12 protein-coding genes are annotated in these 13,684 nt (G+C 65.9%); 11 read left to right on the top strand and 1 reads right to left on the bottom strand.

Annotated features, from left to right (window positions below):
- Nucleotides 1-7 precede the first annotated feature (7 nt).
- The 3 genes from serA (at nucleotide 8) to NU688_RS16140 (ending at nucleotide 5,703) form a co-directional block, all read left to right on the top strand.
- On the top strand, nucleotides 8-1,240 hold the full coding sequence (gene serA, locus NU688_RS16150; RefSeq protein ID WP_257861710.1) for a phosphoglycerate dehydrogenase: 1,233 nt from the start codon (nucleotides 8-10) through the stop codon (nucleotides 1,238-1,240).
- Between the two features lie 147 nt (nucleotides 1,241-1,387).
- Entirely contained in the window at nucleotides 1,388-5,266 is a 3,879-nt protein-coding gene (locus NU688_RS16145; protein ID WP_257861708.1) for an FAD/FMN-binding oxidoreductase, read from the top strand.
- Nucleotides 5,263-5,703: an HIT family protein gene (locus NU688_RS16140; protein WP_257861706.1), complete on the top strand. Its 441-nt coding sequence runs from the start codon at nucleotides 5,263-5,265 to the stop codon at nucleotides 5,701-5,703. Before NU688_RS16145 ends, NU688_RS16140 begins: the two co-directional genes overlap by 4 nt.
- A gap of 22 nt (nucleotides 5,704-5,725) precedes the next feature.
- On the opposite strand, the gene NU688_RS16135 is transcribed toward NU688_RS16140, so the two are convergent.
- Entirely contained in the window at nucleotides 5,726-6,514 is a 789-nt protein-coding gene (locus tag NU688_RS16135) for a hypothetical protein (protein ID WP_257861705.1), read from the bottom strand.
- Between the two features lie 100 nt (nucleotides 6,515-6,614).
- Between NU688_RS16135 and NU688_RS16130 the strand changes: the two genes are divergently transcribed.
- From NU688_RS16130 to NU688_RS16095, 8 genes are all read left to right on the top strand, one after another.
- On the top strand, nucleotides 6,615-7,028 hold the full coding sequence (locus NU688_RS16130) for a DUF971 domain-containing protein (RefSeq protein WP_257861704.1): 414 nt from the start codon (nucleotides 6,615-6,617) through the stop codon (nucleotides 7,026-7,028).
- Nucleotides 7,029-7,185: 157 nt separating this feature from the next.
- The gene (ubiE, locus tag NU688_RS16125; protein ID WP_257861703.1) at nucleotides 7,186-7,917 is read left to right on the top strand and encodes a bifunctional demethylmenaquinone methyltransferase/2-methoxy-6-polyprenyl-1,4-benzoquinol methylase UbiE; all 732 of its coding nucleotides are present in this window, start codon (nucleotides 7,186-7,188) and stop codon (nucleotides 7,915-7,917) included.
- Nucleotides 7,918-7,949: 32 nt separating this feature from the next.
- The gene (locus NU688_RS16120; RefSeq protein WP_257861701.1) at nucleotides 7,950-8,975 is read left to right on the top strand and encodes a Tim44 domain-containing protein; all 1,026 of its coding nucleotides are present in this window, start codon (nucleotides 7,950-7,952) and stop codon (nucleotides 8,973-8,975) included.
- Between the two features lie 51 nt (nucleotides 8,976-9,026).
- Complete coding sequence (locus tag NU688_RS16115; protein ID WP_257861700.1) at nucleotides 9,027-9,584, top strand: SCP2 domain-containing protein; 558 nt, start codon at nucleotides 9,027-9,029, stop codon at nucleotides 9,582-9,584.
- Entirely contained in the window at nucleotides 9,581-11,146 is a 1,566-nt protein-coding gene (gene ubiB / locus NU688_RS16110) for a ubiquinone biosynthesis regulatory protein kinase UbiB (protein WP_257861698.1), read from the top strand. The genes NU688_RS16115 and ubiB overlap by 4 nt, the downstream gene beginning before the upstream one ends.
- Before the next feature lie 12 nt (nucleotides 11,147-11,158).
- Nucleotides 11,159-12,607: a sodium:solute symporter family protein gene (locus NU688_RS16105; protein ID WP_257861697.1), complete on the top strand. Its 1,449-nt coding sequence runs from the start codon at nucleotides 11,159-11,161 to the stop codon at nucleotides 12,605-12,607.
- 84 nt (nucleotides 12,608-12,691) lie between these two features.
- Nucleotides 12,692-13,030, top strand: a complete 339-nt coding sequence (locus NU688_RS16100; protein ID WP_257861696.1) for an FmdB family zinc ribbon protein — start codon at nucleotides 12,692-12,694, stop codon at nucleotides 13,028-13,030.
- An 11-nt stretch (nucleotides 13,031-13,041) separates the two neighbouring features.
- Nucleotides 13,042-13,674: a DUF502 domain-containing protein gene (locus NU688_RS16095; protein ID WP_206175172.1), complete on the top strand. Its 633-nt coding sequence runs from the start codon at nucleotides 13,042-13,044 to the stop codon at nucleotides 13,672-13,674.
- Nucleotides 13,675-13,684 lie beyond the last annotated feature (10 nt).

Genomic DNA, 13,684 nt, shown 5'->3' with positions numbered 1-13,684 from the left:
GACCGCCATGAGCAGCAAAACCTCCCTCGACAAAAGCAGGATCAAGTTCCTCTTGCTCGAGGGCATCCACCCTTCGGCCGTGGAGGTGCTGCGCGCCGCCGGCTACACCAACATCGAGTCGCTGCCGGGCGCCTTGCCCGACGCCGAGCTCAAGGCCAAGATCGCCGACGTTCACTTCCTGGGCATCCGTTCGCGCACGCAACTGACCGCCGAGGTGTTCGCCGCGGCCCACAAGCTGGTGGCCGCCGGGTGCTTCTGCATCGGCACCAACCAGGTCGACCTGGAGGCCGCCCGCGAACATGGCGTGGCGGTGTTCAACGCCCCCTATTCGAATACGCGCTCGGTGGCCGAGCTGGTGCTGGCCGAAGCGATCCTGCTGCTGCGCGGCGTGCCCGAGAAGAGCGCGGTGGCGCACCGCGGCGGCTGGCTCAAGTCGGCCGACAACGCGTTCGAGATCCGCGGCAAGACGCTGGGCATCGTGGGCTACGGCTCGATCGGCGCGCAGCTGTCGGTGCTGGCCGAGGCGCTGGGCATGCATGTGGCGTTCTTCGACGTGGTCACCAAGCTGCCGCTGGGCAATGCGCGCCAGGTGCGCGACCTGCACCAGCTGCTGGGCCAGAGCGACATCGTGACGCTGCACGTGCCCGAGACGCAGGCGACGCAATGGATGATCGGCGCGGCCGAGATCGCTGCGATGAAGCCGGGCTCGATCCTCATCAACGCCTCGCGCGGCACCGTGGTCGAGATCGACGCGCTGGCCGGCGCGCTGAAGGAAAAGAAGCTCCTGGGCGCCGCGATCGATGTGTTCCCGGTGGAGCCGCGCAGCAACAAGGACGAGTTCCTGTCGCCCCTGCGTGGCCTCGACAACGTGATCCTGACGCCGCACATCGGCGGCTCGACGATGGAGGCGCAGGCCAACATCGGGCTCGAAGTGGCCGAGAAGCTGGTGAAGTACAGCGACAACGGCACCTCGACTTCCTCGGTCAACTTCCCCGAGGTGGCGCTGCCCGCGCATCCGGGCAAGCACCGGCTGCTGCATGTGCACCGCAACGTGCCGGGCGTGCTGTCGGAGATCAACAAGATCTTCTCGGACAACCACATCAACATCTCCTCGCAGTTCCTGCAGACGAACGAGAAGGTTGGGTATGTGGTGACGGACATCGACGCCGCCTCTTCGGACCTGGCGCTGGAGAAGCTGGCGAAGGTGAACGGGACGATTCGCAGCCGCGTGCTGTTCTGAATAGGTTGAGCGGGGGGGCGGGTAACGGTCGGGGCCGGCGCTTAGCACAAGGACAACGGGTGCACCACGAGGCAAGACCCCAAGCCCTGTCCTAAAATCCCCAGCCCGGCTATGGGTGCGCAGCACCCGGCCGAGGCGCCCCACCCGATGAATGCTCCGACCGCGTTGAATACGCTGTTGGCACAGGCCGCAGAGCCTGTCCGACTGCGCGAGATCCCGTACAACTACACCAGCTTCTCCGATCGCGAGATCGTGATTCGCCTGCTGGGCGAACGTGGCTGGGAACTGCTCCAGACCCTGCGCGCCGAGCGCCGCACCGGCCGATCGGCGCGCATGCTCTACGAGGTGCTGGGCGACATCTGGGTGGTGCAGCGCAACCCCTACCTCGTCGACGACCTGTTGGACAATCCGCGCCGCCGCGGCCAACTGGTCGAGGCGCTCAAGCACCGGTTGACCGAAGTCCAGAAGCGCCGCACCCCCGACAGCGACATGCCGCGCGACCAACTGGTCGGCGAGCTCACCGCGCTGGTCGGCGACGCGGTCGCGGCCTTCGACACCAAGTTCCGCGACGTCGCGGCCCTGCGCCGCAAGGCCACGCGCGTGCTGGGCCGGCTCACCGCCAAGGACAACATCAAGTTCGACGGGCTCTCCCGCGTGTCGCACGTGACCGATGCGACCGACTGGCGCGTGGAGTACCCCTTCGTCGTGCTGTGCCCCGACACCGAGGCCGAGATGGCGCTGCTGGTGAAGGGCTGCATCGAGTTGGGTCTGACGATCATCCCGCGCGGGGGCGGCACCGGCTACACCGGCGGTGCGATCCCGCTCACCTGGAACAGCGTCGTCATCAACACCGAGAAGCTCGAGGCGATGACGGAGGTCGAGCACATGCCGCTGCCCGGTCTCGACCACCCCGTGCCGACTATCTGGACCGAAGCCGGCGTTGTCACGCAGCGCGTGGCCGATGCGGCCGAGCGCGCGGGCTTCGTGTTCGCGGTTGATCCGACCTCCGCCGAGGCGTCGTGCGTCGGCGGCAACGTCGCGATGAACGCTGGCGGCAAGAAGGCCGTGCTCTGGGGCACGGCGCTGGACAACCTCGCCTCGTGGCGCATGGTCACGCCGCAGGCCGAATGGCTCGAAGTCACGCGCATCGGCCACAACCTGGGCAAGATCCACGACGCCGAGACGGCCCTGTTCGAGCTGCAGTACTACGCCGCCGACGGCAAGACCAAGCTGCGCACCGAACGCCTCGACATCCCTGGCAAGACCTTCCGCAAGGAAGGCCTCGGCAAGGACGTGACCGACAAGTTCCTCTCGGGCCTGCCGGGCATCCAGAAAGAGGGCTGTGATGGCCTCATCACCAGCTGCCGCTGGGTGGTGCACAAGATGCCCTCGCACACGCGCACCGTGTGCCTCGAGTTCTTCGGCAACGCGAAGGACGCGGTGCCCAGCATCGTCGAGATCAAGGACTTCATGTTCGCCGAGCAGAAGCGCTCGGGCGTGCTGCTGGCCGGCCTGGAGCACCTCGACGACCGTTACCTGAAGGCTGTGGGTTACGCCACCAAGTCGAAGAAGCACGGCGGCCTGCCGAAGATGGTGCTGTTCGGCGACATCGCGGGCGACGACGCCGATGCGGTGGCGCGCGTCACTTCTGAGGTGGTGCGCATCGCCAACTCGCGCAGCGGCGAAGGCTTCATCGCCATCAGTCCCGAAGCGCGCAAGAAATTCTGGCTCGACCGCAAGCGCACGGCCGCCATCAGCAAGCACACCAACGCCTTCAAGATCAACGAAGACGTAGTGATCCCGCTGCCGCGCATGGCCGAGTACAGCGACGGCATCGAGCGCATCAACATCGAGTTGTCGCTGCAGAACAAGCTCGCGTTGACCGACGAGCTCGAAACCTTCCTCGCGCGCGGCAACCTGCCGCTGGGCAAGACCGACGACGCGCACGAGATCCCGGCCGCCGAGTTGCTGGAAGACCGCGTGGCGCAGGCCGTGACGCTGGTGCATGAAGTGCGCGCGCTCTGGGCCGGCTGGCTGCAGAACGTCGATGCGCTGTTCCCGCAATTGCAGGACCACAGCCTCCGCGCGAGCTGGAAGACGCAGCTGCGCCAGCCGCTGCAGGAGATTTTCTCGGGTGCCGAGTTCGCGCCGATCCTGGCCGAATGCACTGCGATCCACAAGCGTGTGCTCAAGGGCCGCGTGTGGGTCGCGCTGCACATGCACGCGGGCGACGGCAACGTGCACACCAACATCCCCGTGAACAGCGACAACTACGACATGCTGCAGACCGCGCATGCCGCGGTGGTGCGCATCATGGCGCTGGCGCGCAGCCTCGACGGCGTGATCTCGGGCGAGCACGGCATCGGTATCACCAAGCTCGAATTCCTCAGCGACGAAGAGCTGCGCCCCTTCACCGAATACAAGGCCCGGGTCGACCCCGAAGGCCGCTTCAACAAGGGCAAGCTGTTGCGCGCTCCGGCGGGCGAAGCGGTCACGCTGCACGCGGACTTGACCAACGCCTACACGCCGAGCTTCGGCCTCATGGGGCACGAGTCGCTGATCATGCAGCAGAGCGACATTGGCGCCATCGCCGACAGCGTGAAGGACTGTCTGCGCTGCGGCAAGTGCAAGCCGGTGTGCGCCACCCATGTGCCGCGCGCCAACCTGCTCTACAGCCCGCGCAACAAGATCCTTGCGACCTCGCTGCTGGTGGAGGCCTTCCTCTATGAAGAGCAGACCCGGCGCGGCATCAGCATCAAGCACTGGGAAGAGTTCGAGGACGTGGCCGACCACTGCACCGTGTGCCACAAGTGCCTGACGCCCTGCCCCGTGAAGATCGACTTCGGCGATGTGTCGATGAACATGCGCAACCTGCTGCGCAAGATGGGCCAGAAGAGCTTCCGCCCCGGCAATGTGGCCGCGATGTTCTTCCTCAACGCGACCAATCCGCAGACCATCAAGGCGGTGCGCGCGGGCATGGTGGGCATTGGCTTCAAGGCGCAGCGCCTGGCCAACGACCTGCTGCGCGGCCTGGCGAAGAAGCAGACTGCCGCGCCGCCGGCCACGCTGGGCGTGGCGCCGCTCAAGGAGCAGGTGATCCACTTCATCAACAAGAAGATGCCTGGCAACCTGCCGAAGAAGACGGCACGCGCGCTGCTCGACATCGAGGACGCAGACTACGTGCCGATCATTCGCGACCCGAAGACGACCACCTCCGAAACCGAGGCGGTCTTCTACTTTCCGGGATGCGGTTCGGAGCGCCTGTTCTCGCAGGTCGGCCTCGCCACGCAGGCAATGCTCTGGCATGCGGGCGTGCAGACGGTGCTGCCGCCGGGGTACCTGTGCTGCGGCTATCCGCAACGCGGCAGCGGCCAGTTCGACAAGGCCGAGAAGATGATCACGGACAACCGCGTGCTCTTCCACCGCGTGGCCAACACGCTCAACTACCTGGACATCAAGACGGTGGTGGTGAGCTGCGGCACCTGCTACGACCAACTGCAGGGCTACCAGTTCGACAAGATCTTCCCGGGCTGCCGGATCATCGACATCCACGAGTACCTGCTCGAGAAAGGCATCACGCTCGGTGATGCGGGCGGTGGCGGCTACCTCTATCACGACCCCTGCCATTCACCGATGAAGCTGCAGGACCCGATGAAGACCGTGAAGGCGCTGGTTGGCGACAACGTGCTCAAGAACGACCGCTGCTGCGGCGAGTCGGGCACGCTGGGCGTGTCGCGGCCCGACATCTCGACGCAGATCCGCTTTCGCAAGGAAGAAGAGTTGAAGAAGGGCGAGGCCGAATTGCGCGAGAGCGGCGCTGTCGGCGCCAAGGAAAACGTGAAGATCCTCACCAGCTGCCCGAGCTGCCTGCAGGGCCTCTCGCGCTACGGCAATGACCTGAACAACGGGCTGCTCGAAGCCGACTACATCGTGGTCGAGATGGCCAACAAGATCCTGGGCGACGACTGGATGCCGAACTACGTGGCGGCCGCCAATCAGGGCGGCATCGAACGGGTGCTGGTATGACGGTGCAACAGGGCTGCCCCTTCTGCGATGGCCCCGGCGGCCGTGTCGTCTTCGAGGACGCGAAGCTGCGCGTGATCCACGCGGAGGAGGCGGGCTTTCCGGGCTTCTACCGCGTGATCTGGCGCGACCATGCACCGGAGTTTTCCGATCTCGATGCCGCGGACCGCGTGCTGTGCATGGAAGCGGTGACGGCGGTCGAGCAATGCCTGCGCGAGCAGCTGAAGCCTACGAAGATCAACCTCGCCGCGCTCGGCAACATGGTGCCGCACCTGCACTGGCACGTGATCGCGCGCTTCGACTGGGACAGTCACTTTCCCGCGCCGTTCTGGGCTGCGGCGCAGCGCGCGGCGCCGGTCGATCGCGTGGCGGATCTGCAGGCCTTGCTGCCGGAGCTTGAGGCCGAGATGGTCCGCCGGCTGGCGCTGCTGCAGGGCTGAGCTGACGCGAGGCGGCCCGCGCTCAGCGCGCGGAGGCCGTGCGCGTTGTCGCCAACTTGCGGTTCGCGCAGGTCTCCTTGAATTCCGGCGTGGCGCGCATCTCCTTCGAGAAGCGCTTCGATGCGACGCTGCCATCGCGGCACACACGATCCAGTTCGGCCTGTGCCTCGCGGTTGCCCGCGTGCGATGCGTGGGCCAGCACACGCAGTGCGTGGATGGGCAAGGCAGACGGCACGCTCGTCGATGAAGTCGATGCCTCGGTCTTGGGTGCGGACGTGGCCGGCTTGGCCGTCTCGGTCACCGGCAGCGAGCGGCCCGTGCCTGCCGAGGTGGGCAGTCGCTCGACCGCGGTGAAGTCGCCGCTTTTGCCTGCGCGTTCGACCATCTGGCGATAGCTGTCCATCATTTGCGAGGTGTCCCTGGGTGTCAGGTCCTTCACCGGCTTTGCGAGATAGGCCGCGACCTCCGGTGGCAGCGCGGCGTTCACGGTGCTGAATTCATGGCCGACGCCTGCGCCCCGCGGTCCCAGTTGCGCGGCATGCGCCGCATCGTCGCCCAGTGCTGCGGCACCTTTGCCGGCAACGCCTGCCACGCCGGTTGCGCTCTCCGCTGCGACGGCGCCTGCACCTACCGCCGCACCCTTGCCAGCCGTACCCGCTGCCTTGCCCGCGGTTGCGGCCTTGCCTGCCGCCTTGCCGAGCAGGCCCCAGAAGGCATGCGCCGGCATGACGGAGCCCGCTGCCAGTGCGGCGCAGAGGGCAAGTGCTGCCCAGTTCGGGCGAGATGGTCGATGGCGTTGACGTGTCTGCATGCCGCGATGCTAAGCGCTGGTATTCGGAGCATGTGACGCGCGAGAGCGCAACCGCGCGGCATACTTCGCGCCTCCGAGAATTTTTCCGAACGGAACACCCATGGCAGGCTTGAAACCGGGCGCACCGACGCCGCAATCGATCACCGTGCACGGCCAGTCGCGTGTGCTCGAAGTGGGTTTCTCGGATGGCGCGAACTTCCGCATTCCGTTCGAGTTGATGCGCATCTACTCGCCCTCGGCCGAAGTGCAGGGCCACGGCCCGGGCCAGGAAGTGCTGCAGACGGGCAAGCGCGATGTGGAGCTGGCCGACCTCGAACCCGTCGGCAACTACGCCGTGCAGCCGACCTTCAGCGATGGCCACAACACCGGCATCTACTCGTGGGACCTGCTCTACGAACTCGGCGCGAACCAGGCCGATCTGTGGGCGCAGTACGAGCGCCGGCTGGCCGAAGCGGGTATCGACCGCGATGCGCCGATGATCGACAAGAGCGGCCCTTCGTGCAGCAGCCACTGATGCTTTCAAATCTCCCGGTGCTATTGAAACGATAGCCCTGCAGGCAGCAGGCACGCGCGCTGCAGCGTCTCTTCATTTGAAGAAAAAGCAACAAATGCCCGCCGTGGGTGCGGGGTCGTCGGCTTGATGTGTAGGCTTCCGGCCTAACATCGGTTGCATGAGTACAACCCACTTCGGCTTCGAGAAAGTCGACGAAAGCGAGAAGGCGCAACGAGTCCGTGGCGTCTTCGACTCGGTGGCCTCGCGCTACGACGTCATGAACGACCTGATGTCGGTGGGCCTGCACCGCGCGTGGAAGGCCTACACCGTGATGGTGGCGAACGTGGGCGAAGGCTCGCGCGTGCTCGATATCGCGGGCGGCACCGGCGACCTCGCGCTCGCCTTCTCGAAGAAGGTCGGCGCCACCGGCCAGGTGGTCCACACCGACATCAACGAAGCCATGCTGAGCACCGGCCGCGACCGCCTGCTCGATGCCGGCGTCGCGCTGCCCACGCTGGTCTGCGATGCCGAGAAGCTGCCGTTTCCCGATGACCATTTCGATGTCGTGACCGTGGCCTTCGGCCTTCGCAACATGACGCACAAGGACATCGCGCTCAAGGAAATGAACCGCGTGCTCAAGCCGCGCGGCAAGCTCCTGGTGCTCGAGTTCTCCAAGATCGCCAAGCCACTCACCAAGGCCTACGACTGGTACTCCTTCAACGTGCTGCCGCGCCTTGGCAAGCTCGTGGCCGGCGACGACGCGAGCTATCGCTACCTGGCCGAATCCATCCGCATGCATCCCTCGCAAGAGGAGCTCAAGACCCTCATGAAAGAGGGCGGTTTCGAACATGTGGACTATCACAACATGACGGGTGGCATCGCTGCCCTCCATGTTGGAATCAAGTGTTGATGAGGCGAATTTTTCGCTCTAGAGGAGACGACATGAAAAGTTTGAGTTCTTTGTTTCTGGCAGCTGCGTTGGTGCTCGTGAGCGTGCAGGCAGACGCCGCCCGTGTGGGTGGCGGCAAGTCCTTCGGCCGCCAGTCGTCCAACGTGACGCAGCGCCAGTCCACGCCGCCAGCGGCACCTGCGCAGCAGAACGCGACCAACTCGGCCGCCAAGCCGGCGACCCCCGCGCCCGCAGCCGCCGCGCCGAAGCGTCCGTGGGGCGCGATGCTCGGTGGCCTCGCCGCCGGCCTGGGCCTCGCATGGCTCGCGAGTTCGCTGGGCCTCGGCGCCGGCTTCGGCAACATCCTGCTGATCGGCCTGTTGATCTTTGCAGCGTTCGCCGTGTGGCGCATCTTCAAGGCGCGCTCGGCTGCTTCGAATGGTGCCAGCGGTCAAGGCGGCTTCGCCTTCCAGGGCGCCGGTGGCAACCCCGCCAACGCCAGCGCACCGGTGCAGTACAGCCCGGCCAATGTGGGCAACGATGCTTCGGCGCGCCCATGGGAGCGTTCGGCAACCGCCTTCGATGCGACGCCGGCCGACGGTGATCGCCATGGCAGCAGCCTCTCGGCAGCAGGCGCTGCAGCGGGCGGCAGCATGATCGGTTCTGCCCTCGGCGGTTCGCAATCCTGGGGCATCCCCACAGGCTTCGACGTCGACGGTTTCCTCGGCGCCGCCAAGCGCAACTTCGTGACGCTGCAGGATGCATGGGACCGCGCCGACGTGTCGATGCTGCGCTCGATGATGACCGACGAGATGGTCGAGGAAATCCGCACGCAGCTGGCCGACCGTGCGAGCCACACCGGTGGTTCGTCGAACAAGACCGAAGTCGTGATGCTCGACGCCAAGCTGCTCGGCATCGAAGAGCTGCCCGACGCCTACATGGCGAGCGTGGAGTTCTCCGGCATGATCCGCGAGGACGCCTCGGCAGGCCCGGGTCCGTTCCGCGAAGTTTGGAACATGACCAAGCCGACCAGCGGCGGTGGCGGCTGGTTGGTCGCCGGCGTGCAAGCACTGCAGTAAACGACCGACGTTCGCGGCCGCCGGGCCGCGTACAGAAACGATAATGGGGACATGGCCACACCATCGTCCCCTTTTTCTTTTCTCGGCGACCTCTTCAATCGCATCGGCGAGCGCCTCCAGCCGCCGGACTGGGCGGTTCACGAGATCCAGCACCGCGCGGTCCTGTTCCTCAATCACGTGCTGCAGCAGGAGCCCGAGGCCCAGCAGCGGCTGCTGCGGCAGCAGGGCAGGGTGGTGCGCTTCCAGTGGCGCTTCGTGACCATGGAGCTGGTGGCCACGCCGGCCGGCCTGCTCGACCTGGCACCCGCAGGTTCCACACCTGAACTCACCCTTACCGTCACCGACGAATCCCCCTTCGAGATCGCCCGCGCCACGCTGCGCGGCGACAAGCCCTCGGTGCAGATCGTCGGCGACGTGCAACTCGCCGCCGAGGTCAACTGGCTGGTCGACCATGTGCGCTGGGACGTCGAGGACGACCTCGCCCGCGTGATCGGCGACGTGCCCGCCCACACCCTCGGCAATGGCGTGCGGCGCGTCGCCGCCGCGCTGCGCCAGTTCGTCGGCGACCGCACGGCCAAGGCCGGCGGTTCGGCGGGCCAGGCCGAATGAGGCGCTTCTACCGCGGCCTGTTCATCGTCTGGGTCGCGCTGCGCTACGGCCTGGACGAGCTCGTGCTCACGAGCTTCCAGAAGCCCTGGCTGCGCGTGGTGGCCCGTGTCGTCTCCATCGGACGCAACCTCGATGCGCCGCGCGGCCAGCGGCTGCGCGAGGCGCTCGAGCGCCTGGGCCCCATCTTCGTGAAGTTCGGCCAGGTGCTGTCGACCCGGCGCGATCTGCTGCCGCCCGACATCGCCGACGAGCTCGCCTTCCTGCAGGACCGCGTGCCGCCGTTCCCCTCGGCGGTGGCCATCGCGACCATCGAGCGCGCGTTCCGCCGGCCGGTGGGCGATGTGTTCGTGCAGTTCGACGAGACGCCGATCGCCAGCGCGTCGATCGCGCAGGTGCACTTCGCGACCATCCGCACCAATCAGGGCGAGATGCGCGATGTCGCCGTCAAGGTGTTGCGCCCCAACATGCGCGGCGTGATCGAGAAGGACCTGGCGCTCATGGCCATGATGGCCGGCTGGGTCGAGAACCTCTCGGCCGACGGCAAGCGCCTGAAGCCGCGCGAGGTGGTCGGCGAGTTCGACAAGTACCTGCACGACGAGCTCGATCTGGTGCGCGAAGCCGCCAACGCGGCCCAGTTGCGCCGCAACATGGCCGAGCTCGACCTGGTGCTGATTCCGGAGATGTTCTGGGACTTCTGCCATCCCGAGGTGATCGTGATGGAGCGCATGAACGGCGTGCCCATTGCGCAGATGGACCGCCTGCGCGCGGCCGGCGTCGACATTCCCAAGCTCGCGCGCGACGGCGTCACGATCTTCTTCACGCAGGTGTTTCGCGACGGCTTCTTCCACGCCGACATGCACCCCGGCAACATCCAGGTGAGCCTGGAGCCCGAGACCTTCGGGCGCTACATCTCGCTCGATTTCGGGATCATCGGCACGCTGACCGAGTCGGACAAGGAATACCTCGCGCAGAACTTCGTGGCCTTCTTCCGGCGCGACTACAAGCGCGTGGCCGAGCTGCACCTTGAAAGCGGCTGGGTGCCCGAAGGCACCCGCATCGACGAGCTGGAAGGTGCGATCCGTACCGTCTGCGAGCCGTACTTCGACCGGCCGCTGAAAGAACTGTCGCTCGGCATGGTGTTGATGCGCCTGTTCCAGACCTCGCGCCGTTTCCACGTCGAGATCCAGCCGCAGCTGGTGCTGCTGCAGAAGACCCTGCTCAACATCGAGGGCCTGGGCCGCAACATCGACCCCGACCTCGACCTCTGGAACACCGCCAAGCCCTTCCTCGAAAAGTGGATGGTCGACCAGATCGGCCCGAAGAAGCTGTTCGAGCAGCTGAAGGCCGAAGCACCGCGCTATGCGAAATTGCTGCCGCAACTGCCCCGCCTGCTGCACGATTTCCTTGAAAATCGGCCCGCCGACAACCGGCGCGAGCTGCTGGAGCTGCTGGCCGAGCAGAAGCGCACCAATCGGTTGCTCCAGACCATCGTCTACGGTGGCATAGGATTTGTATTGGGGTTGCTCGCCATGCAATTGCTGGTGCGTGTGAAGTTGTTCTAGAGGAGATTCCCCGTGCTGCTGACGCTGGTTGTCATCTATCTGCTGGTCACCATCGCCATCGGGCTCTATGCCGCCAAGCGGGTGAAGAACACCACCGACTTCGCCATCGCGGGGCGGCACCTGCCGCTCTTCATGATCGTGACGACCACCTTCGCGACCTGGTTCGGGTCCGAAACGGTGCTCGGCATCCCGGCCAAGTTCATCGAGGGCGGTCTGCACGGCGTGGTCGAAGACCCGTTCGGCGCCGGCACCTGCCTGATCCTGGTGGGCCTGTTCTTCGCGGGCAAGCTCTACCGCATGACGCTGCTGACCATCAGCGACTACTACCGCGAACGCTACGGCCGCACGGTGGAAGTGGCCTGCACGCTGATCATCATGCTGAGCTACCTGGGCTGGGTCTCGGCGCAGGTCACGGCGCTCGGGCTGGTGTTCAACGTGCTGTCGGCCGGCGCCATCAGCATTCCGCTGGGCATGGTGATCGGGGTGGTCTCGATCCTGGCCTACACGCTGTTCGGGGGCATGTGGTCGGTGGCGGTGACCGATTTCATCCAGATGATCATCCTGGTCGCCGGCCTCGCGGTGATCGCGGTGTTCGCCGGCAACATGGCCGGCGGCGCCGACAAGGTGGTGGCCTTCGCGGTCAGCAAGGACCTCTTCAAGTTCTGGCCCGAGCCCAACTGGCACGACATGGTGTTCTTCTTCGCCGCGGCCATCACGATGATGCTGGGTTCCATTCCGCAGCAGGACGTGTTCCAGCGCGTGATGTCGGCCAACAGCGTCAAGGCGGCCCAGCGCGGCCCGGTGATCGGCGGAGTGGCGTACATCCTGTTCGCCTTCGTGCCGATGTTCCTGGTGGCCAGCGCGCTGCTGATCATGCCGGAGGAGGTGGCCGTGCTGCTGAAGGAAGATCCGCAGAAGGTGCTGCCCACGCTGGTGCTGCAGAAGATGCCGTTCGTGATGCAGGTGCTGTTCTTTGGTGCGCTGCTGTCGGCCATCAAGTCGACCGCCTCGGCCACGCTCCTGGCGCCCAGCGTCACCTTCACCGAGAACATCTGGCGCCAGTTCCGCCCGGCGGGCACCGACCGCGAAAACCTCAGGACCATGCGCATCACGGTGCTGCTGTTCAGTGCCGCCGTGCTGGCCTACGCCATCCACATGCAGGGCACGCCGATCTACGAACTTGTTTCGGGCGCCTACCAGGTGCCGCTGGTGGGGGCGTTCGTGCCGCTGGTGTGCGGCCTGTACTGGCGCCGCGCCACCACGCAGGGGGCGGTTGCGTCGATCCTGCTGGGTATCGGCACCTGGTTGCTGTTCCTGGCGATGCCCTGGGGCGCCGTTTTCCCGGCTCAGCTGGCGGGTGTGCTGGCCTCGTTCACCGGCATGGTGGCCGGCTCGCTGCTGCCGCAGTGGGTAGCGAACACTCACACGCCGCACCGGCCGCTGGCGACCGGGCCCGCTTGACGTTACCGCGGCGACGGGGTAGGCCCTTATAATCGAGGGCTTTGCGAGCGGCAGCTGCGCCGCTCTTTTGGACCCTATTTCCCCATGCCCATCTATGCCTACAAATGCAGCGCCTGCGGCTTTGCCAAAGATGCTTTGCAGAAGATGTCCGACGCACCGCTCACGGTGTGTCCGGCGTGCGGCGCGAGTGCGTTCGAAAAACAGGTCACGGCCGCCGGTTTCCAGCTCAAGGGCTCGGGCTGGTATGTGACCGATTTCCGTGAAGGCAGCGGCAAGAAGGCCGAGCCGGCGACGGTACCCGTTGCGAGTGAAGGCGCCAAGCCCGCCGAATCTTCTTCCTCCACCGCCGCTGCGGCCAGCCCTGCGCCTGCACCCGCGGCTCCCGCACCCGCGCCGGCCCCTGCCGCCAAGAGCGGCGATTGAAACTCCTATCCATGCTCGCCCTGCGCAAATGGCTGTTCTCCGGCTTGCTGGTGATCGTTCCGCTGTTCATCACCCTGGCGGTGCTGAAGTGGATCATCGACACGCTGGACCAGACGCTGTGGGTGCTCCCGGCCGTCTGGCAGAAATGGCTGTTCGAGAACAACATCCGCGGCCTGGGCGTGCTGCTCACGCTGGCCATCCTGCTGGTGGTCGGCGCCATTGCGAGCAACTTCGTCGGCAAGCGCCTGCTCGGCTGGGGCGATGCCGTGGTGCGGCGCATTCCGGTCGTGCGCTCGATCTATTCGAGCGTCAAGCAGGTCTCGGACACGCTGTTCTCCGAGAACGGCAATGCATTCCGCACGGCGGTGCTGGTCCAGTGGCCGCGCGAAAACGTGTGGACCATCGCCTTCGTGACCGGCGCGCCGGGCAACGAGGTGGCCGAGCACCTGGGCACCGAGGAATTTCTCAGTGTCTACGTGCCGACCACGCCCAACCCCACGGGCGGCTATTTCGTGATGCTCAAGCGCAGCGACTGCATCGAACTGAAGATGAGCGTGGACGAAGCGCTCAAGTACATCGTCTCGATGGGCGTGGTCGTTCCAGGCGGCCCCTCCACGGTGGCGATCAAGCCATCCAACTCATAAAAACGAACGC

Origin of the sequence: Variovorax sp. ZS18.2.2 (assembly GCF_024701975.1) — a bacterium.
Classification (GTDB): domain Bacteria; phylum Pseudomonadota; class Gammaproteobacteria; order Burkholderiales; family Burkholderiaceae_C; genus Variovorax.
Note: the sequence above shows the minus strand (reverse complement) of the source record. Positions and strands in the feature narration are given on the sequence as shown.

Coding starts and splice junctions, on each gene's coding strand:
- serA (WP_257861710.1), top strand. CDS start 8: ATGAGCAGCAAAACCTCCCTCGACAAAAGCAGGATCAAGTTCCTCTTG.
- NU688_RS16145 (WP_257861708.1), top strand. CDS start 1,388: ATGAATGCTCCGACCGCGTTGAATACGCTGTTGGCACAGGCCGCAGAG.
- NU688_RS16140 (WP_257861706.1), top strand. CDS start 5,263: ATGACGGTGCAACAGGGCTGCCCCTTCTGCGATGGCCCCGGCGGCCGT.
- NU688_RS16135 (WP_257861705.1), bottom strand. CDS start 6,514: ATGCAGACACGTCAACGCCATCGACCATCTCGCCCGAACTGGGCAGCA.
- NU688_RS16130 (WP_257861704.1), top strand. CDS start 6,615: ATGGCAGGCTTGAAACCGGGCGCACCGACGCCGCAATCGATCACCGTG.
- ubiE (WP_257861703.1), top strand. CDS start 7,186: ATGAGTACAACCCACTTCGGCTTCGAGAAAGTCGACGAAAGCGAGAAG.
- NU688_RS16120 (WP_257861701.1), top strand. CDS start 7,950: ATGAAAAGTTTGAGTTCTTTGTTTCTGGCAGCTGCGTTGGTGCTCGTG.
- NU688_RS16115 (WP_257861700.1), top strand. CDS start 9,027: ATGGCCACACCATCGTCCCCTTTTTCTTTTCTCGGCGACCTCTTCAAT.
- ubiB (WP_257861698.1), top strand. CDS start 9,581: ATGAGGCGCTTCTACCGCGGCCTGTTCATCGTCTGGGTCGCGCTGCGC.
- NU688_RS16100 (WP_257861696.1), top strand. CDS start 12,692: ATGCCCATCTATGCCTACAAATGCAGCGCCTGCGGCTTTGCCAAAGAT.
- NU688_RS16095 (WP_206175172.1), top strand. CDS start 13,042: ATGCTCGCCCTGCGCAAATGGCTGTTCTCCGGCTTGCTGGTGATCGTT.